20 protein-coding genes are annotated in these 19,074 nt (G+C 41.0%); 9 read left to right on the forward strand and 11 right to left on the reverse strand.

Going from position 1 to position 19,074, the window contains the following annotated elements; all coding sequences use genetic code 11:
- Nucleotides 1–10: 10 nt before the first annotated feature.
- Entirely contained in the window at nt 11–895 is an 885-nt protein-coding gene (gene gigC / locus IEV36_RS14395; protein ID WP_004770787.1) for a LysR family transcriptional regulator GigC, read from the reverse strand.
- An 84-nt stretch (nt 896–979) separates the two neighbouring features.
- On the opposite strand from gigC, the gene IEV36_RS14400 reads away from it, so the two are divergent.
- On the forward strand, nt 980–1,741 hold the full coding sequence (locus tag IEV36_RS14400; RefSeq protein ID WP_005256176.1) for a ferredoxin--NADP reductase: 762 nt from the start codon (nt 980–982) through the stop codon (nt 1,739–1,741).
- Nucleotides 1,742–1,789: 48 nt separating this feature from the next.
- Here IEV36_RS14400 and IEV36_RS14405 read toward each other — a convergent pair whose 3' ends face one another.
- Nucleotides 1,790–2,212 carry a hypothetical protein gene (locus tag IEV36_RS14405; RefSeq protein ID WP_004770789.1) on the reverse strand — a complete coding sequence of 141 codons (423 nt, stop codon included), beginning with the start codon at nt 2,210–2,212 and terminating at the stop codon, nt 1,790–1,792.
- A 205-nt stretch (nt 2,213–2,417) separates the two neighbouring features.
- Between IEV36_RS14405 and IEV36_RS14410 the strand changes: the two genes are divergently transcribed.
- The 3 genes from IEV36_RS14410 to IEV36_RS14420 all read left to right on the forward strand — a co-directional run bounded on the left by IEV36_RS14410 (nt 2,418) and on the right by IEV36_RS14420 (nt 4,937).
- Nucleotides 2,418–2,618, forward strand: a complete 201-nt coding sequence (locus tag IEV36_RS14410) for a hypothetical protein (RefSeq protein WP_005256177.1) — start codon at nt 2,418–2,420, stop codon at nt 2,616–2,618.
- Nucleotides 2,619–2,847: 229 nt separating this feature from the next.
- Nucleotides 2,848–4,476 (forward strand): mechanosensitive ion channel, encoded by a 1,629-nt coding sequence (locus IEV36_RS14415; RefSeq protein WP_005256178.1) that lies wholly within the window; start codon nt 2,848–2,850, stop codon nt 4,474–4,476.
- 281 nt (nt 4,477–4,757) lie between these two features.
- Nucleotides 4,758–4,937 carry a hypothetical protein gene (locus IEV36_RS14420; RefSeq protein ID WP_005256180.1) on the forward strand — a complete coding sequence of 60 codons (180 nt, stop codon included), beginning with the start codon at nt 4,758–4,760 and terminating at the stop codon, nt 4,935–4,937.
- A 49-nt stretch (nt 4,938–4,986) separates the two neighbouring features.
- Here the strand turns inward: IEV36_RS14420 and IEV36_RS14425 are convergent, their stop codons facing one another.
- From IEV36_RS14425 to IEV36_RS14445, 5 genes are all read right to left on the reverse strand, one after another.
- Nucleotides 4,987–6,183, reverse strand: a complete 1,197-nt coding sequence (locus IEV36_RS14425; RefSeq protein ID WP_005256181.1) for a BaiN/RdsA family NAD(P)/FAD-dependent oxidoreductase — start codon at nt 6,181–6,183, stop codon at nt 4,987–4,989.
- A 55-nt stretch (nt 6,184–6,238) separates the two neighbouring features.
- Entirely contained in the window at nt 6,239–7,111 is an 873-nt protein-coding gene (locus IEV36_RS14430) for a 1-aminocyclopropane-1-carboxylate deaminase/D-cysteine desulfhydrase (RefSeq protein WP_005256184.1), read from the reverse strand.
- 66 nt (nt 7,112–7,177) lie between these two features.
- Complete coding sequence (locus IEV36_RS14435; RefSeq protein WP_004770795.1) at nt 7,178–8,341, reverse strand: HlyD family secretion protein; 1,164 nt, start codon at nt 8,339–8,341, stop codon at nt 7,178–7,180.
- Nucleotides 8,342–8,370: 29 nt separating this feature from the next.
- A complete protein-coding gene (locus IEV36_RS14440; protein WP_005256186.1) occupies nt 8,371–10,017 on the reverse strand; it encodes an MFS transporter in 1,647 nt (548 codons plus the stop codon).
- Between the two features lie 13 nt (nt 10,018–10,030).
- Nucleotides 10,031–10,579 (reverse strand): TetR/AcrR family transcriptional regulator, encoded by a 549-nt coding sequence (locus IEV36_RS14445; protein WP_005256189.1) that lies wholly within the window; start codon nt 10,577–10,579, stop codon nt 10,031–10,033.
- 185 nt (nt 10,580–10,764) lie between these two features.
- Here IEV36_RS14445 and IEV36_RS14450 point away from each other — a divergent pair, with 185 nt between their 5' ends.
- The 3 genes from IEV36_RS14450 to IEV36_RS14460 all read left to right on the forward strand — a co-directional run bounded on the left by IEV36_RS14450 (nt 10,765) and on the right by IEV36_RS14460 (nt 13,066).
- Complete coding sequence (locus tag IEV36_RS14450; protein ID WP_005256191.1) at nt 10,765–11,445, forward strand: DUF1345 domain-containing protein; 681 nt, start codon at nt 10,765–10,767, stop codon at nt 11,443–11,445.
- A gap of 96 nt (nt 11,446–11,541) precedes the next feature.
- Nucleotides 11,542–12,303 (forward strand): class I SAM-dependent methyltransferase, encoded by a 762-nt coding sequence (locus tag IEV36_RS14455; RefSeq protein ID WP_005256193.1) that lies wholly within the window; start codon nt 11,542–11,544, stop codon nt 12,301–12,303.
- Between the two features lie 139 nt (nt 12,304–12,442).
- Nucleotides 12,443–13,066 (forward strand): LysE family translocator, encoded by a 624-nt coding sequence (locus IEV36_RS14460; RefSeq protein ID WP_005256195.1) that lies wholly within the window; start codon nt 12,443–12,445, stop codon nt 13,064–13,066.
- 61 nt (nt 13,067–13,127) lie between these two features.
- Here IEV36_RS14460 and IEV36_RS14465 read toward each other — a convergent pair whose 3' ends face one another.
- Nucleotides 13,128–14,105 carry an MBL fold metallo-hydrolase gene (locus tag IEV36_RS14465; RefSeq protein WP_005256197.1) on the reverse strand — a complete coding sequence of 326 codons (978 nt, stop codon included), beginning with the start codon at nt 14,103–14,105 and terminating at the stop codon, nt 13,128–13,130.
- A gap of 121 nt (nt 14,106–14,226) precedes the next feature.
- Here IEV36_RS14465 and IEV36_RS14470 point away from each other — a divergent pair, with 121 nt between their 5' ends.
- Nucleotides 14,227–15,057, forward strand: a complete 831-nt coding sequence (locus IEV36_RS14470) for a restriction endonuclease (protein WP_005256199.1) — start codon at nt 14,227–14,229, stop codon at nt 15,055–15,057.
- 128 nt (nt 15,058–15,185) lie between these two features.
- Here IEV36_RS14470 and metG read toward each other — a convergent pair whose 3' ends face one another.
- The 3 genes from metG to IEV36_RS14485 all read right to left on the reverse strand — a co-directional run bounded on the left by metG (nt 15,186) and on the right by IEV36_RS14485 (nt 18,417).
- Nucleotides 15,186–17,243, reverse strand: coding sequence for a methionine--tRNA ligase (gene metG / locus IEV36_RS14475; RefSeq protein ID WP_005256201.1), 2,058 nt, complete (start codon nt 17,241–17,243; stop codon nt 15,186–15,188).
- A gap of 132 nt (nt 17,244–17,375) precedes the next feature.
- Nucleotides 17,376–17,846, reverse strand: coding sequence for a hypothetical protein (locus tag IEV36_RS14480; RefSeq protein WP_005256203.1), 471 nt, complete (start codon nt 17,844–17,846; stop codon nt 17,376–17,378).
- Nucleotides 17,847–17,919: 73 nt separating this feature from the next.
- Nucleotides 17,920–18,417 (reverse strand): hypothetical protein, encoded by a 498-nt coding sequence (locus tag IEV36_RS14485; RefSeq protein WP_005256205.1) that lies wholly within the window; start codon nt 18,415–18,417, stop codon nt 17,920–17,922.
- A gap of 109 nt (nt 18,418–18,526) precedes the next feature.
- On the opposite strand from IEV36_RS14485, the gene IEV36_RS14490 reads away from it, so the two are divergent.
- Nucleotides 18,527–19,063: a GNAT family N-acetyltransferase gene (locus tag IEV36_RS14490; RefSeq protein ID WP_032863843.1), complete on the forward strand. Its 537-nt coding sequence runs from the start codon at nt 18,527–18,529 to the stop codon at nt 19,061–19,063.
- The last annotated feature ends 11 nt before the right edge of the window (nt 19,064–19,074 follow it).

Consider the following 19,074-nt stretch of genomic DNA (forward strand, 5'->3'; position numbering starts at 1 on the left):
ATTTGAAAATTTAAACCTTTGCTTCGCAAAATTGCAAAAAGGCTTTTAAACCTGGCCCTTGATATTTTTGGCGATGGACGAGCATATAAAGCGGACGGGTTAATTCCCAATAAGGCGTATCTAGAATGACTAACTGGCCTTTTTCCTGAAGAGGTTCAATCGCCAGTTTGGAAATACATGACATGCCCAAACCACCTGCGACTATTTTTAAAATCGCTTCATTATGGCCCAGTGTTAAACGGATATTGGCATCTGGTAAATCTTGTAAAATAGCATTATCAAACACTTCACGTGTTCCTGAACCTTCTTCACGTAAGATCCATTCTACTTCATCAAAATCTGCCGGTGTAATGGGGCGGTTGAGCTGTGCAAGAGGATGATCAGGCGCACAACATACAGCCAGTTCATCATTACGCCAATGAATACATTGCAGTTGTGGTAAATGACATGAACCTTCGATTAAGGCGAGATCAAGCTGAAATTGATTCACTGCTTCAATCATTTGACGGGTATTACCCACTTGCAGTTGGAGATGCGCTTGCGGATGACGTTGTAAAAAATCAGCCATCAAATCAGGCATTAAATAATCACTGATGGTGAGTGTTGCCCCAAGGCGTAAATCAATGCTTTGCAACTCGCCTTTGGCCGCTTGTTCAAAAGCTTCACAACGCCCTAAAATCTCAAGCGCTTGAGGAAGTAAAAAACGTCCTAGATCATTCAGTTGTAAGCGTTTTCCTAGACGGTCGAATAGTGGTGCGCCCAGACCATCTTCTAAATCTGCTAAGGCCATACTTGCCGCACTTTGTGTGAGACGAACAGCATCACTCGCTTTGGTTACAGTTCCCTCTTGAGCGACCGCCACGAAAACAGCCAATTGGCGTAATGTCATGCGCATGTTAAATAGCCTTAATGTTTTGAGTATCCATCATTTATTCGATCATGCTAACATGAGCCTACTGTTTCGTGCCACGTTCAAATCATGTCAATTGAAAAATTTAGCGTAGAAAAGGTTTTATCTGTACACCGCTGGGCTGACAATCTGTTTAGTTTTACCATGACCCGTCCAGCCCATTTTAAATTCACCGCAGGGCAGTTTGCCCGTATTGGTTTAATGGTGAATGGCGAACTGGTGGTTCGTGCTTATTCGGTGGTGTCTTCACCCTTTGATGAAACGCTAGAATTCTTTTCAATTGTGGTACCCGATGGCGCATTTACTTCAAATCTGCAACACCTTAAAGTGGGTGATGAGCTGTATCTGGAAAAGATCTCGTATGGTTATTTAACCCTTGCGCGTTATCAACAACCTTTACCGCAGGATTTATGGTTATTGGGGACAGGGACTGGTCTGGCGCCGTTCTTATCGATGCTGCAAGATTTTGAAACATGGAATAAATATCAGCACATCAATCTGGTTTATAGCGTTCGTACCGAGTCTGAACTGGCTTATGTAGATCGTATTCAAGAGATTGCGGCGCTGTTTGGTGAAGGGCATACGGGCTTTAAATTTGTCCCGATCATCACGCGTGATCCAGAGGCGCCATTACATGATCGTTTACCTGTGCTGATTGGTAATGGTGAACTGGAAAAAGCCGTTGGCTTGGATTTGAATCCAGCCAGCAGTCATGTGATGTTATGTGGTAATCCGCAAATGGTGGAAGACACCAAAGAAGCGCTAAAACAGCGTGGTTTAATTATGAATCGTCGTGGTGAAGGTAATATTGCCGTAGAAAATTACTGGTAACAGACTTCGGTTGAGACGATTCATTTGAATGGGAGAGGAGGGATATGTTTAGTGAACAAACATATCCATAAATTCACGGATTTCCTGAATCGCCGTGTCTACATCGGTGGTTAACCAAGTCGGTTCAAATAACCCAATGTAATGCTCAAGGCGTTCTTGAGGAACGACCAGACGTACAGGACAATCTTCTTCCAGTAAGCGCCACGGCAAGATGGGAACTTCGTTGTCTAAAAAAGGCTGTACATTACGAATATCAATGATCATGGCATTGATACAGTCTGGTAATGGCATCACCGAAAACTCTTCTGTGCGGCGACGAAAATATTCCAGATCACCCCATTTCAGGATATAGCTTGGCTTATTAAATTCAATAATTCCAATCAAATGTTCATCGCGTGTGTGATGTAAAAAACATTGATGTGTTACATCAGTGTCCAAATCAAGAGAAACACTTTGTTGGCTATAGGACATAAAGCAAAACATTTAAAAAACGGGACTGAGCATTATAGCTTATTTTTGTTGCCCGCTAAAGCCGCCTATATTTTAAACAAAAAATAAAATAAAAAAAGTAGAGTTCTGCAACCAGCGCAACGATAGTCCGAAGCTTCTTCACACAATGCTACACAGCACGTTGCTAATATAAATATTGAAAAGTAAAAGGATGAGGGCTGCTATCATGCATGATTTTAGTAAGCCACAACCCCATGTGGCGAGCAAAGAAGAAATTACCAAAAAGAGAAGATTACCCGTTTATATTTTGATTCTGGTGGGAATCTTCCTGATTGCATTACTTGTTTATATGGTTGCTGATCATTCAGCCAATCCAACTGCACAAGTGATTCTGTCACAAATGCAGTCGGCAGTTCTGAATGCTTAGACAAGCATATTTTAAGACCGAGAATTAATTCTTCAAAAAGCTCATTGGTGTGAATCAATGAGCTTTTTTGCAATATTTTGCGCACTTTTTGTTGTATTAGTGCTGCCATTTATTGATTGGAAAATAGACAAAAATTATGGTGGAAGCATCCATAAATCATGTTCTTAGTTCATAGAGCAACCATGGGTGGACTGTACAAGACTGAAAAACACAACATAAGGATAACAACATGAATGAATTTTTTAATGACCCCTCCAACCGAGGAGGATTTGATGCAATGTATTATTGGGATCAATTTCACCCGATTTTAGCTGCAATTGTAATTCTGCTGGTCGGCTGGATTATTGCTCTGGTGGTTGCAGCGGGTGTAAAAAAATTACTGCAAAAACTTGATACCAATCATAAATTGTCGTCTGCAACTGGTCGTACCCCAAATATTGAGAATCTGATTTCCAAGCTGGTATTCTGGTTTATCATGATTCTAGCGGTTGTGGGTGCATTAAATGTCTTAAATATCAGTGGTGTGAGTGATCCATTTAGCAATATGGTCGGGCGGATTCTGGCCTTTATTCCTAACCTGTTTGCTGCTGTTGCAGTCGGTTTTATTGGCTGGATTGTTGCCCGTCTGGTACGCGCAGGATTAACCAATGTACTTGCCAGAACCGAGCTGGATGAGAAGCTGAGCGGTGAGGTCGGTGTCAGTTCACTGAGCAGCAATATTGGTGAGATTTTTTACTGGCTGGTTTTATTACTGTTCTTGCCGATTGTTTTATCGATTCTCGGTTTAACAGGGCTATTAATTCCTGTACAGAACATGGTGAATGATGCCGTTGCTTATTTACCGAATTTATTTATTACTGGTGTCATTATCTTCGTCGGTTATATTCTTGCGAAGATTGTACGTGGCATTGTTGAAGGTTTAAGTAATAGTCTGGGTTTACAAACACAGGCTGAAAAAGTAGGGCTATTTAAAAATTCAAATGTCTCTAAATTTTTAGGCTCTTTTGTCTTCGCCGTCATTATTATTACCACTTTAATTGTGGCATTTGAAGCACTTGGTATCGAAGCGATTTCTCAACCAGCGACATCAATGCTGAATGAAATCATGCACGCGATTCCACAAATTATTGCGGCAGGCCTGATTCTAATTGTGGCTTATATTGTTTCGCGTTTTGTTGGACGTTTAGTGGCTGAATTGATTTCAGGTGCGGGTGTCGATGAAATTCCAATGAAACTCGATGTACAACGTTTCCTTGGACAGACTCGTGTTTCAGATGTGGTTGGCTGTCTAATCGTGTTCTTCACCATGCTATTTGCTGTTTCAGAAGCAGCGAATCGTCTGGGGCTGGAACAGGTGAGCGTACTCATCGCCATGTTTATCCAGTTCGGTGCAAGTATCCTTCTAGGTGCAGTAATTCTGGTGATCGGCTTCTGGCTGGCGAATGTGGTTGCCAATGTCGTTCAACGCGGTGAATATAATAGCTCTCGCTGGTTAGGTAATCTGGTCCGTATTTTAATTATGGGACTTGTGATTGCGATGGGCTTGAAAGCAATGGGTATTGCCGATTCTATTGTTAATCTGGCATTCGGTTTAACACTGGGTTCAGTTGCAGTCGCATTTGCATTGGCCTTTGGTTTAGGCGGTCGTCAACCGGCAGAGCGTTTACTTGGTGATTTACTGGATAAGGCAAAAACAGAAGGCAACAAACCAAATCCGTTGCACAAGGATGAGGTTAAGCCAGCAGCGCCTGTGAGCCCAGCGCCAACGACTCCAGTGAATCCTGTGAGTCCGACACCAACTTCATCAGATACTCCGGCGAATCCAACACCACCAACTCCGCCATATTCGGATGAATAGTAAAAAATAATCTTTGATTTTTTCAATCAATTCGACCACTCTAAGCAGGGTGGTCGTTTTGTTTTTATTCGCACTTTTGACCTTTATTTGTAATGCTGTCCAGAGTTGTTAGGACTCACGTTTTGCATCCAGCTCAGCTCACAATGTGGAAAATTCTGAGCGAAGTGGAATGGGCAAGTTGCGCATTCGATTGGGTCGAAGTGAAAACTTGGCCTAAAAAGCAATTCATTTATAGATAAAGTCCCCATAGTCTCTCAATAAAAAGTTAATAGGAGAACAGAATGAAGAGGCCAAATCGTGTATTTGCACCGATTATTATTGCAGGTATTACTGTTGGTTTTTTGGCAAGTGCTTACAAATTTGTCGTGGCGAAATCAAGCCCAACCAAAGAGAAATCAATCGAAAATACCCAGAAAATCCCGTCTTCGGAAGCTGCTAATTCTTCAGATGAACCACATTAAGTATTGATTCATCTGAAGCCAAAGCGAAGGGTAAGTATCAAAACCGTATTTAAACGAATTGGGCTGCTGCCTGTGCAGATGACCATGCCCATTGGAAGTTATAACCGCCTAAGTGTCCTGTCACATCGAGTACTTCACCAATAAAATATAGGCCTTTCTGCTTCTTACTTTCCATGGTTTTTGATGAGACTTCGCTGGTATCTACACCACCCAGTGTCACTTCTGCTGTGCGATAACCCTCGGTTCCAGACGGTTTGACAGAAAAAGCATGGAGCTGTGCAGCAATTTGCTCTAGTTGAAGGTCGCTTATATTGCCAATCGCAGTTTCACTTTGCTCTGCCCAGATCAATTGCTGTAATTCAAGTACGATGCTTTTGGCGGTAAATTCGCTTAGCAAGGTCCGTAACAGCACTTTCGGCTGAGATTTTTTCTTTTCTTTGAAAAATTGAGCGAAGTCCTGACTCGGAAAGAAATCAATTTTAAAGCTTTCACCGACATGCCAATAGTTGGAAAGTTGCAAAGCGCTTGGGCCGCTGAGGCCACGATGGGTAAAGAGCAAAGCTTCGGTAAATTGATGACGTTCATTAATTAACGTTGCATCTAGCGCATTACCGCTTAAACGGGTGGTCACTTCCTTAAATTGATCTGAGAAGGTAAAGGGAACCAGACCTGCGCGTGTTGGGTAGACATGATGTCCGAACTGTTGTGCAAGCTCATAACCAAAGCCAGAACCGCCTAACGTTGGAATAGACAAACCGCCTGTCGCAACCACCAGTGATTCACATTGATAAGTCCCTTGACTGGTTTCAATGATAAAGCCTGAATCTGCTTGTGCTTTGACTTGCTGTACTTCGCAATGGGTTTGAATCTGTACACGTTTGGCTTTATCACATTCTGAAAGTAACAGCTCAAGGATTTCTTTTGATCCTTTTAGGGTAAAAAGCTGACCGTGCTTGCGTTCTTCATATTCAATTCCGTATTCACACACCAGACCAATAAAGTCCCAGTTGGTATAGCGGGTGAGGGCAGAAATAACGAAATGTGGATTTTCAGAAAGATAGTTCGCAGGCTCGACATCCAGATTGGTAAAGTTACATTTACCCCCACCAGACATCAAAATCTTTTTACCGACTTTATTGGCTTTTTCAAGCACTGCAACCGAGCGCCCACGTTTGCCTGCTTCCGCAGCCAACATCAAGCCTGATGCACCTGCACCTAAAACAACAACATCAACTTGATGGATCATGGGGGAAATACTCAAGAGCGGAAAAGCGGGCAATTATAAAAGATTTATGCAGCTTTTAGTATGTTTTCAATTTTCCTTGTAAACCACCTGTGTGAATCGCAAGAATACGGGTATTTTCTGGGAAATGTTGCTGCTGAATCAGGTCAAAAAGTCCCATCATCATTTTAGCGGTATAAACTTGTTCTAATGGAATCGCATATTGCTGTTCAAACTGTTGCATAAATTGCAGTAGCGCTGGACTGGTTTTGGCATAACCACCACTACAATAGGCATCAGTTAAAGACCAATTTTTTTTATCTGTCCACTGTTGAATGTCTTGTTGTAGAAAATCACCTTTTAAGGCAGAAAAGCCCAGCACATGCTGTCGATCTGAACTGCTTTCAATCAGCCCTGCAATGGTTCCACCTGTACCAACTGCACAGCAAATCACGTCATGATTTTCTCGATCATGAGCAGATAGTATTTCTTGGCTGCCTTGCAAGGCAAGTGCATTGGTCCCTCCCTCTGGAACGATGAAAGCTTGCGGATATTGTTGTTGTAGCTGTTGTAAATATGCGGCTTCATGGCGCAGTCGATATTCGGCCCGACTCACAAAATGCAGTTGCATACCGAAATCATGCGCAGTTTGTAGTGTTGGATTTAAGACTTGCGAAGCCAACTCGTCTCCGCGAATAATGCCAATACTTTGAAAACCAAAACGTTGAGCGGCATACGCCGTTGCGGCAATATGGTTAGAAAAAGCCCCACCAAAAGTCAGTATTTTTGAGCAGCCTTGTTGCTGTGCGGCAAGCAGGTTGTATTTGAGTTTGAAAAACTTATTACCCGAAATGTGGGGATGAATCTGATCCAGACGCTTCACGGTGAGTTGAACTGGCGCAGGAAGATCTAAGGTCTGATAGGGAGTGGGAAAAGCAATGTGATCAAACATCTTAGATCATGAAAAAAGAGCTTGATCACATTGTAAATGGATTTGATTGAAAATGTCAGTATAGGTTTAGGAACTGGTGTCTACCGAAGTAATGACAGACATCCCTGGACGTAAATTTTCCATCCCTTTCTGATTTGGATCTACGGTGATCCGTACAGCAATACGTTGTACCACTTTGGTGAAGTTACCTGTCGCATTGTCAGGCTTCAATACACTGAATTCTGAACCAGCGGCAGGAGAAATCTGCTCTACCTGTCCAGTGAACTTCTGATGATTCATTGCATCCACAGTAAAATAGGCTTTTTGCCCAATTTTCATATTGGCAATTTGAGTTTCCTTAAAATTGGCAATGACCCAGGTTTGTTGTGGAATTAAATAGAGCAGTTGTGTGCCTGCTGCAACGTATTGGCCTACACGTGGATTGACTTCACCGAGTTGACCATCCAGTGGCGCAACAATAGTGCTGTAATCCTTGGTGGTGTTGGCTTGATCCAGTTGTGCCTGAGCGCTATTTACTTGCGCTTTTAAGCCTGCTTCAGCGACTTGCGCCGTTTTTAAGGCTTCTTGCGCAACCAGAATATTGGCTTGAGCCTGTTTGAGCAAAGCAAGGTTATTCTGTGCATCAGCCGCAGCTTTATCCTGTTCTGATTTTGAGGCAGCGCCACTATCGCCCAGTTGTTGATAGCGTTTAAGTTGTGCAACAGATAGATCGTATTGCGCTTTGACCTGATCCAGTTTGGCTTGGGCTGCAACGACATCTGCCTGACGTTGGGCAATGGCTTGAGTCTGATTGGCAAGGCTATTTTCCGCTTGTTCTACCCCAGAAACAGCTTGCGTCACCTTTTGGTCATAGGTGGTTGCATCAATATGCATGAGTACCTGACCCTGTTTAACATGATCAAAGTCCTTAACCAGAACATCCTTGATATAGCCATTAATCTGTGAAGAAAGAATAGTGGTTTTACCTTTCACATAGCTATTGTCAGTATGTTCAATCGCCGAGTGAAATGGTCCGATTCGCCATGCCCATAAAATAATCGTAATTCCGACAATTAACACCAGCAGCATCCACCACAAGGTTGAACGCTTGGTCTTGATCAACTTACTGGTTGGCGGTGGAGGAGGCGGTGGCATTTGCGTCACAGCTTCTGGTGCCTTTTCAGGTTGAACCGTCTGGTTTTGCTCATTGTTCTGAGCATTTGTATTTTCTGGTTTATCTTGTTCAGACATAATGTTTTCTCAATCAAATACCATAAGGGTTAACTGGCTGCTTGCAGATTTTTTCGGGTCATGTACTTATTACGTACATATTTAAATAACCCCCATAGCAGTAAAACAACAGCAAAAATGCCATTTAATACAATTACATCGTTATAGGCGCGAACCTGTGCTTCGCGTGTCACCACTTTATTCAGGTTTTGTAGTGCCTGATTATTTTGTAGAACGGGATCATTGGTGGTTACCATTGCACTATGCTGATAAGTCTGTAAGCGTTGTGCAACCAAAGGATCAGTCGGATTAAGATTGCTGTTAATCTCGACTTTATAACCATAAGTATGATGTTGCTGGTAAGTATTAAAGAAGGATGAACCGACCAGACCACCAAAGTTTTGTGTGGCTGAAAAAAGAATAATAAAGGTCAAGACATATTGAGGTCCACGCTGCAAGGTGCGCATAAAGCCCATCAATAGTAATGGCCCGATAAACACGCCACCTGCAAAACTCACTAAAAATTGACTGCGATAGAAATTGGCTGGGCGCACATCACTGGTGAGGTGATAGTCCAGTGCACAGGCAATGAAAATCAGGATTTCAGCAAGGAACAAATTTAAAATGAGCCGCTCGCGATGGAAGGTCAAAGCACTAAACACTGAACCTGCAATCGTCCCACAAAAGATCACCACATATAGGGGAACAAATTGATCCGGCCCCATACCCATGGTTTTCAGAAAATTCACCGCTGCATAACTTTGTTCTGACATGAGCAAACGTAATGCAAAGGCACTGAAAACAAAACTGAGTAAATCACCAGCCGCTAACCAGCGGGTCATAATTAATGGATTGGTCCGATAATGTTCGTAAGTGAGGCCCAATACAATCAGACAAAAACCTGCGATCAAGATATAAGCCAGCCAAGGACTATCGAACCACCACAGAATAGGCCCTTGCGTCAGTACGATACAGAGGCAGGCGAAACCAGGTGCCAACAGGGCAAAGGTAAAGAAATCCTGCTTCTCAAAGACCTGCAGACGTAAGCTACGTGGCAATTTGAGTGAAACAACCATTGCAAAACAACAGATGGCCAGACCTAATTCAAAGGTATAAATCACATCCCACGGATTTGCTTTGAGTAGGAATGGGGAAAGAATCCATGCCAATGGCAATCCCAGCTGCTGAAATCCGAAAGCCAGATAAATCCCTTTGGCCATATCTGCTTTGCCAAAGGCCTGCATGGTGTAATACATGCCAAGTGAACTGAGTGGCGCTGCGGCCAAGCCTGCAATAAAGCGGGCAAAGAGTGCCATTTCATAGGTTTGTACAAAGAGATGCAGAACCAGTACGCCAATAAATACCAGTAATCCCAGTTCTGAAAACAGGCGTAAGCCATATTGTTGCCGAGCTTTAAACAGAATCAGGTTGGCACTGACATTGGCCATGACATAAGACGCAGGAAGCCATGCTGCCTGTGATGGTGTTAAACCATATTCACCCTGAAAGATGGGCAAATTGGCAATAATAAAACCATTACTGAGACTTGCTGCAATACTGATAATCAGACCAATAGTAAAATAGGCAATACGTTTTGGTCGGGTATGCGCAATAGCTGCAGGCGAACCTGGTAAGGCTGGGCGCTCTTCAGCAGTCCAATCTGGGGGAGTCTCTAGATAGCGAGGGCTTTTATCCATTTTATTCCTCGACCTACACTTTAATGCCGTTTAATAATAATTCTATTGCGCGTTTTGCCAGTCTTAACTGATCGCTCGCCTGATGTCCTTGAAATGATGCCCCTAAAATCCCCGTAATCATACCGAAATCTTGAGGGGTAAGATCAGGGCGACATAATTGGTGCTGAATCGCTTGATCAATCAGAGGCTGTAGCGCTTTATTCCGTCGTTCATAAATGTTTAGCATGATTGGGTCTTCACGATCAATAATGCGCCAGTAATCAATCAGCACGACGAGCTGAGGTATTTGTTCAATATGGCTTTCAATTAAACGGATAAAACCATCATTAAAGATAAGTAATTCTTTCGCCTTTTGCTCCAAACGGGTAATGGCGCGTTCCAGCAACGCTGCGATTAAGGCTTTACGATCGGCAAAATTACGATAAAAAGTTGCCCGCCCAACACCAGCATGATCAATGATGGCCTGTAGTGGCACATGCACACCTTGCTTGCGGAAAACTTCCTCTGCGGCATTGAGGAGTTCATCACGATTGTGAGCCGCCAATTGCTGACGTTTTACCATGACCAAAGCTCGTGGAATATTTAATGTGAATTAAACGGACATTTTTGTCCGAAGTAAATATGTAGCAGAAATTTATTTTGTTTAATTTAGGTAAAATCCATCATAGAAGGTACTTTTCTAAGTCCATACAGTGTTAAAAAATAAGACTTAATCAATCATGAATAAAAACGACAATCAGGTGAAGTATGCAGGGATTTGTACAACGTTTTGCAACAGGGATAAAACATCGTCCATATCTCTCCGCAACTTTTAGCTTAGGTTTGCTGATCTATGCAGCATTGCACTTTTTTACTGACTGGAAATGGGCTACCTGCTTGCAGTTAGGCTGGAATATTGCGATTTGGCTGTATCTATTCCTGATTTTGAAAATGATGTGGCATCTGGATGCAACACATATTTTAAAACGTGCCCAGCAACAGGATGAAGGGAAGTGGGTGATTTTAACTGTGGTACTGATTGCGATCGTGGTGTGTTTTATTTCGATCGTGGTGCAACTCAGTCATGTACCAAAAGATTCTCCTATTTTAAAAAGCGCACTGATTCTGCTGACCATTGGCACAATATTTTCAACTTGGTTATTGCTGCATACTTTATTTACGATTCACTATGCCCATGACTATTACCTGGCAAAAAGCCGTCACCAAGAAGCTGGGTTGGATTTTCCCAAGACAGATCAACCCGACTATCTCGATTTTATTTATTTCAGCTATATCATTGGTACGTCTGCGCAAACAGCAGATGTGTCCATTACCAGTTCATCGCTTAGGCATTTAAATATTTTTCATTGTGTACTGGCATTTATCTTTAATACGGTCATTTTGGCGGTCGCGATCAATGTTGCGGCAAGTTTGATTGGATTTAATTGATAACTTATTTTTATTGATTAAATTAAAATTGATCATTTTTATTTTTTGTTGTGCTTGGCTATTTTAAATAGAGACAGGCACAGCAAGGATAAAAACATGATCACCCAGCATCAAGTCAATCAACAGCAATACCAAGATAAATCTCAGGCCTATTTAAGCAGTACTGTGCATGCGCAGGGGATTGAATTTCAGAAAATGCAGCAGTTGATCCAGTCACATCAATTTAAAACAGTGCTGGATTTGGGCTGTGGCGGCGGACATGTCAGCTATCAAGTTGCACCGTTTGTAGATCAGGTGACTGCCTACGACTTAACGCCGTCGATGGTGGAGCTGGTTGCTGAACAGGCCCAACAACAAGGTTTCGATAATATCATGACTCAGCAGGGTGCAGCCGAGACATTGCCTTTTGCAGACCAAAGTTTTGATTGTGTTATTACCCGCTATTCAGCCCACCATTGGCACAATGTCGCACAAGCCATGAGTGAGATGTATCGTGTCGTAGCGCAACAGGGCAAAGTGATTATTGTTGATATTTTAGGAAATTCGAATCCTGTGATGGATACCTTTTTTCAGACCATTGAAACAATTCGTGATCCAAGTCATGTGCGTAATTATAGTTTAGGAGAATGGGCACGTTTTGCTGAATATGCAGGATTTACGCTAGAAATTGTTGAAAAACAACATTTAGATTTAGAATTTCAGAGTTGGACTGAACGGATGAAAACACCAGAATATGCGGTTCAGACCATACGGGATTTGCAGCACAAAGCTTCTGATCAGACACGTCAATATTATCAGATTCAGGCAGATGGTTCGTTTCGTAGTGAAGTGATGTATCTTGTTTTGAGTCGGGCTTAGGTTTTTAATGAAAGGAATCGACTCAAAAATATTGAGTTAAAGCGATAAAATGAGGCAGCAAATCAAAATTTATCTATCACCTGCATCCTGTTTTTAAGTAAAATCATTGCTTGAAAATTATTCTAATCTAGAGGTTATCTTGGAATCGTTATTGATTTTAGGCTCAATTGCGTTGGCCTTAATGTTGGGTGCGATTAGCCCAGGCCCTACATTTATATATGTAGCGAAGAACTCAATTGCGATTTCACGTAAACATGGTTTATTTACCGCTTTAGGAACAGGCACGGGCGCAGCGTTGTTTGGTTTGCTTGCGGTTATGGGGTTACAGGCAATTCTATTAGCCGTGCCTTCTGCTTATATCGCTTTAAAAGTATTTGGTGGTCTATACTTACTTTGGCTGGCGTATAAAATTATCAAACATGCCAAAGAGCCAATGGAAACGGTGAATGGTACTGTGAAGCGCATGAGTTATGCACAGGCTTTTCGTTTGGGATTAATTACCCAGCTCAGTAACCCGAAAATTGCCATTATTCTTGCCAGTATTTTTACTGCATTATTACCGAAAGAAATCCCAAGTTATTACTATGTGGTGTTGCCAATGCTGTGCTTCTTTATTGACGCAGGTTGGTATTCGCTGGTGGCTGTTGTATTGTCAGCAGAAGGGCCACGCAAAGTTTATTTAAAATCCAAATCACTGTTTGATCGTATCGCAGGTGGTGTGATGACACTGTTGGGATTAAAGCTGATTTTTGGTATGAAATAATAGAGCAGAAAAAGCGACCAAGAAGGTCGCTTTTTTATTACCTAAAATTCGCTTATTCAGCTTAATCTTTAAAATGTATCGGAATCCATTGATAGCTCTTACCATCTGCTGAATAAATATGTCCAATCCCCGGGAATGGTAAATGTGGTGCAGCAATGGTTTGTCCATTTTTCGCGAAATCAGCAAACTGTTTTAAACGCGTTGCCACTGCTTTCTTAGGATCAATGTCATATTCAATCGCAGTTTTGGGTTGATCAAATTGCACGGTATGTGAATGCACAATATCCCCAATAAAGACCACGCTTTCGCCTTTGCTTTTTAATTCATAGCTAAAGTGACCGGGCGTATGTCCCGCCGTGTTAATGACTTTAAAGCCCTGAATTACATCACCGAGTTTATAAGTTTTAAAGCGTTGCTTGGCTTGGTAAGGGGCGATGGCTTGTTTAATTTGCTTCACTGTTCCTTCATAACCCGCTTGTTTGTCTTTTGGCAGCTTGGCTGCCTGTTTTGGATCTAGCCAATAATTGGCTTCATCACTAGAGACATACACGGTTGCATTGGGGAAATTGGCAACGCCATCTTTGCTGATGCCACACACATGATCGGGATGTAAATGGGTGAGTAAAATAGTATCGACTTGTTCAGGTTTGTAGCCCGAAGCAACCAGATTTTTTAGGATTGAACCTAAATGTGGACCAAAACAACTGGCTGCACCGCTATCGACGAGTACCAGCGATTTTCCTGTATTGACGAGGAAAGCATTGATGGATGTTTGCACCCCTTTGTCTTGATCAGCGTAATACTTTTTCAGGATATGTTGGACTTGTTGCGGTGAAATATCTTTAAACAAGCTGGGTGACATAAAGTTGGTGCCATCAAGCAAGGCAGTGATTTGTACATCACCAGATTGATATTGATAGAAGCCATCAATCTGTTTTTGTTGCTCAATGATTGGCAGGGTCTTGCTTGTTTCTGCGTAAGTAAGTAAAGGGAAGCTGCTCAATAATGAGATAGAAAGGAGGAGGGCTGTTTTTTTCATTTATAAATATTCTCAAGTTTAGTTGAATTGTCTACTTTTTAGCATACAATAGACTTTTAGGTAGAAAGTTTTTCATAGAATATGTAAATTAATAAAAAGAATTTTTATTAATAAACTCAAAATGATGACAAAAGAATGGTTTAATTTTCAAGAAAAAATTGCAGAGCATTTCAGAAGTTTGGGAGTGCAAGCTGTAACTAATAAAACAGTCAAAGGAGTTCGAACTGAACATGATATTGATATATATGCTACTTCTAAATATCTAGGAACAAATATTAAATGGGTAATCGAAGCAAAATATTGGAATACTAAGATTCCAAAAGAGAAAGTTTTAGCTCTACGTACTATTGTAGATGATATAGGTGCAGATAAGGGTTTTATAATATCTCAAGTTGGTTTTCAATCTGGTACGATTGAAGCAGCTGAAAATACAAATATCCAACTCTATACATTTGAAGAATTAATTTCTAATACTAAAAATTATATACAAAGTGAAATTTTGGAGACTTATCTTCGAAGGGCAAGATTACTAGAAAAAAGATATTTTTCACATAAAAAACAAATTCGTAAGGATTATGGTCTCAGAGAAGAGATTTATAATCCAACGCATTTCTCTGGTTCATGGTTATTGTCTACAGTATTTAGGATTTTAATTAAAGCAAAAAAAAATTTATATCCTATTAATTTAAAAACTAATCTAATAGAAAAGGTTGGAAATGATTCTGCTGATGATTTTATAGAGTTAATTCAATGGCTAAACCTAAATCTTAATTGGCTAGATGAAAAAATACTAACCGCTGAATATGAAATGATGAAAGCAAATGTTTTCAATCCCAGCTTAAATGATCTAAATTTAAATCAACAATCAACAATCAACAATCAACAATCAACAATCAACAATCAACACATGAGGCTATGGAAGATATTCGTCTATCAAATCTCTCTAATTTAGAGCAAGTTCTTCTTGATTATTTTGAATCTAGAAAGAAATAAATTAGTGAGCCTGTTAAATGATCAGTACCTTCTAATTTAAAAGCCCCTACATCAGTAGAGGCTTTTCGTCATCTTAAATTTAAAACCTTAAGACACTTTATCACCTGGTTTAGCGCCTGATTCAGGAGAAATTAACCAAACACCTTCGCCATTACCTGCAGCAAGTACCATACCGTTAGAAATACCAAAACGCATTTTACGTGGTGCAAGGTTAGCCACCATCACCACTAATTTGTCTTTTAGATCTTCTGGTTGATAGAACTCACGAATACCACTAAACACATTACGCGGTTCAACTTCACCCACATCCAAAGTCAATTGCAGCAATTTATCAGAACCTTCAACAGTTGCGGCTTCCAATACTTTTGCTACACGAAGATCAATTTTCATGAAATCTTCAATACCGATAATTTCAGCTTCACCTACTTTCGGCTCAGGCTTTTTCTCGGCTTTCTTTTCTTTTTTCTTCTCTGCTTTTGGCGTTTCTGCCGCCGCAGCTAAAGAATCTTTAGATGCATCTACCATTGCAGCAACAGCTTTGGCATCAACACGTTGCATTAAAGGCTGGAATTGCGCAATTTCATGTCCAACTAAAATTTGCTGACGTGATGCAAAGTCAAAGCTTTCAAGTTGTAAGAAGGCTTGAACTTGTGCCGCAAGCGTTGGTAAGACTGGCGCCAAGTAAATCGCAAGTTGACGGAATAGGTTAATACCCACCGAACACACATCATGAACTTGTTGCTCTTGACCTTCTTGCTTGGCAAGAGCCCACGGTTTTTTCTCATCAATGTACTGATTCGCACGGTCAGCCAACGCCATGATTTCACGGATTGCAGCTGAGAATTCACGTGCTTCATAGGCTTGCGCAATTGAATCGCCTGCATCAATAAAGCTTTGAACCAGTTCAGACTCTGCACATGTGTTCGACAAGGTATTATTGAAGTTGGTGTTAATGAATTTTGCACAACGGCTGGCAATATTCACCACTTTACCGACAAGGTCAGAATTCACTTTCTGAACGAAGTCATCTAGGTTCAAATCTGAATCTTCGACTTTGTCTGAAAGTTTAGATGCAAAGTAGTAACGTAAATATTCAGGATTTAAGTGCTGTAAATAGGTTTCAGCTTTGATGAAGGTACCGCGAGACTTCGACATCTTTTGACCATTCACGGTTAAGAAACCATTTACGAATAAACCTGATGGGGTACGGTAGTTCGCACCTTCAAGCATTGCAGGCCAGAACAGAGCGTGGAAGTAAACAATGTCTTTACCGATGAAGTGATAAACTTCTTTATCGCTGTCTTTTTTCCAGAAATCATTAAAACTTAAATCTGGACGTTTGGTTTTGATGTAGTTTTCAAAACTTGACATATAGCCAATAGGTGCATCGACCCAAACATAGAAATATTTGTTAGGCGCATCTGGAATTTCAAAACCGAAATAAGGCGCATCACGCGAAATATCCCAATCCGATAAACCTGCTTCAAACCATTCATCTAGTTTATTTGCAATCGAAACTGGCAGACGACCTTGATCACGCGTCCACTTCTGTAAGTATTCTGAGAAGTTTGGAAGTTTAAAGAAATAATGATCTGATGATTTCTCAACAGGGGTCGCACCACTTAGTGTTGAACGTGGGTTTTCTAATTCGGTGGCGTTATACGTTGTACCGCATACTTCGCAGGCATCGCCGTATTGATCTTCAGCCTTACATTTCGGGCATGTGCCTTTAATAAAGCGGTCAGACAGGAACATACCTTTTTCAGGATCAAATAACTGGGTAACAGGGCGAATTGCAATATTGCCTGCTTCACGGTTTTTGATATAGATTTCTTCTGAACGTGCTTTGTTCTCATCACTGTTGGTTGAATCATAGTGATCGAAATGCACGCCAAAACCATCAAAGTCACGGATATGTTCTTTCTGAACATTGGCAATTTGCTGTTCTGGGCTGATGCCATTGGCTTCAGCACGTAGCATGATCGCTGTACCATGAGCATCATCCGCACATACATAAGTCACATCATGGCCCATTGCACGCATTGCACGAACCCAAATATCTGCTTGGATATAACCGAGTAAGTGACCCATATGGATAGGACCATTGGCATAAGGTAGGGCATTGGTGACTAAAATTTTACGCACGGATATTGTTCTCTCATTCGTATTTGCAAGGCAGATGATTTTACATGACTTGACCCCGACTTGCACAAGGGATTCAGTGAAATCTTTTCAGCCGCTTAATGCTTGGGTTGGTCAAGCTTTCTCTATTTGCATTTAAATCATTTTAATTAAGCTGATAATTTGGTCTTCATGATAGAAACAAAGCTTATAACTTTTGAGTTTACTGAGATGAGCATTCATGATGAAAACACCTGAACAGGGTACTTGCCATTGGTTTTCTGTATTCTCAGTAAAGCCGATCCAAGCATGGCCACTAAATCTAAATGTACGATCGTCTTTCATAGTAAATTGATCGAAATAGACCGCATCACACCAGAATGTATTTTTACCAAAATCTAATTTAGAAAACTTCCAGCAACTTAAAAAAGCGATACTGCTTTCTAAACATTCATCTTTTTGTTTGTATGTTTTGAATTGATTAATATTTTGGGCAATATCTCGTTCTAAGCTCAAGACTCTACGTTGAATTCTTCTTTTACTAGCATAAACATATTTTGACCATTTGATATATTTTTCATCCTCTTGTTTTTGTTGGTTAAGTTCTAAAAACTCTTCTTTATTCATATTCTATTTTAGTTGGTTTTATCTATGAATTTTCATTCATGGGATTTAGAGAAAAAGTATGTATCCCGAAGGATTACATACTTTGCATTTGCTTGACTGTTACACTGTGTTTAGAGTTCTTTCTTAACGAAATGACTTTTCCTTTAGATAGGAAATGGATGTAATAGCTCTTTAAGCCGTCCGTTTTCGGATCAAGCGTAATCTCAGCACACATCGGCGTTTGCCAAAGTTCATCACTACCCAAAATACCTAACCATGCCTGTGCTTTTAATGCCACAGTAAATTGATCTTTGATTTCAAGGTCAGTAATGCTGAGTTCGCTGCACCAATGTTCAGTTTTAGGAAACTCGGCTTTAGAAAATTTCCAGCAGATCGTCAGCGCCAAACTGCTTTCAACTGGCGCTTTATCATCACTGATTTGATCAATAACAGGAATTAACTGTTCAGCCAGATCCTTTTCAAAAGACAGAATCATGTTTTGGATTCTTCTTTTACTTGAAAGAATATAGTTCAAGCGTTTTTCTTGGGCCTGAAGTTCCTGTTGAATTTCTAGAAGTTCATTTTCATTCATATAGGCAATTTTTACGACAAGGTCTATGATTGAGATATTTGCAGCAGTATATCCGATCTATCTCCTTATATTGTTAATACTTTTTAATACACATTTATTGGTTCTAAAAATGATCGAAACAGCCCGATTACGTCTCAGACAATGGCGAGCAGAGGACTATGCAACCTTTGCCGCAATAGGTAGCAATCCACAAGTGATGGAGTATTTTCCCAAACTCCTGACCCGAGCAGAAAGCGATGCCATGATTGATCGAATGAAATCAATAATCGACACGCAAGGCTGGGGTTTCTGGGCGGTTGAGTTAAAGCACAATCAGCAGTTTATTGGCTTTACGGGCTTGCATGATCAACCGACACAATTTTCATTTTCGCCGTGTGTAGAAATCGGTTGGCGGCTCGATCAGGCCTATTGGGGGCAAGGCTATGCACCCGAAGCTGCTCAAGCCGCGCTTGCATTTGCTTTTGATCAATTAAAACTGGACAAAGTGGTGGCCTTTACCACGGTGGACAATGCGAAATCACAAAAGGTCATGCAAAAATTAAACATGAAATACGTCACTCAATTTCAGCATCCTGCTTTGGCTGTAGATCACCCTTTAAGCAGGCATGTGCTGTATGAAATTCTAAAGGCTGACACTCAAATCTAAATCAGAGGCAT

This window comes from Acinetobacter vivianii (assembly GCF_014635885.1).
Classification (GTDB): Bacteria; Pseudomonadota; Gammaproteobacteria; order Pseudomonadales; family Moraxellaceae; genus Acinetobacter; species Acinetobacter vivianii.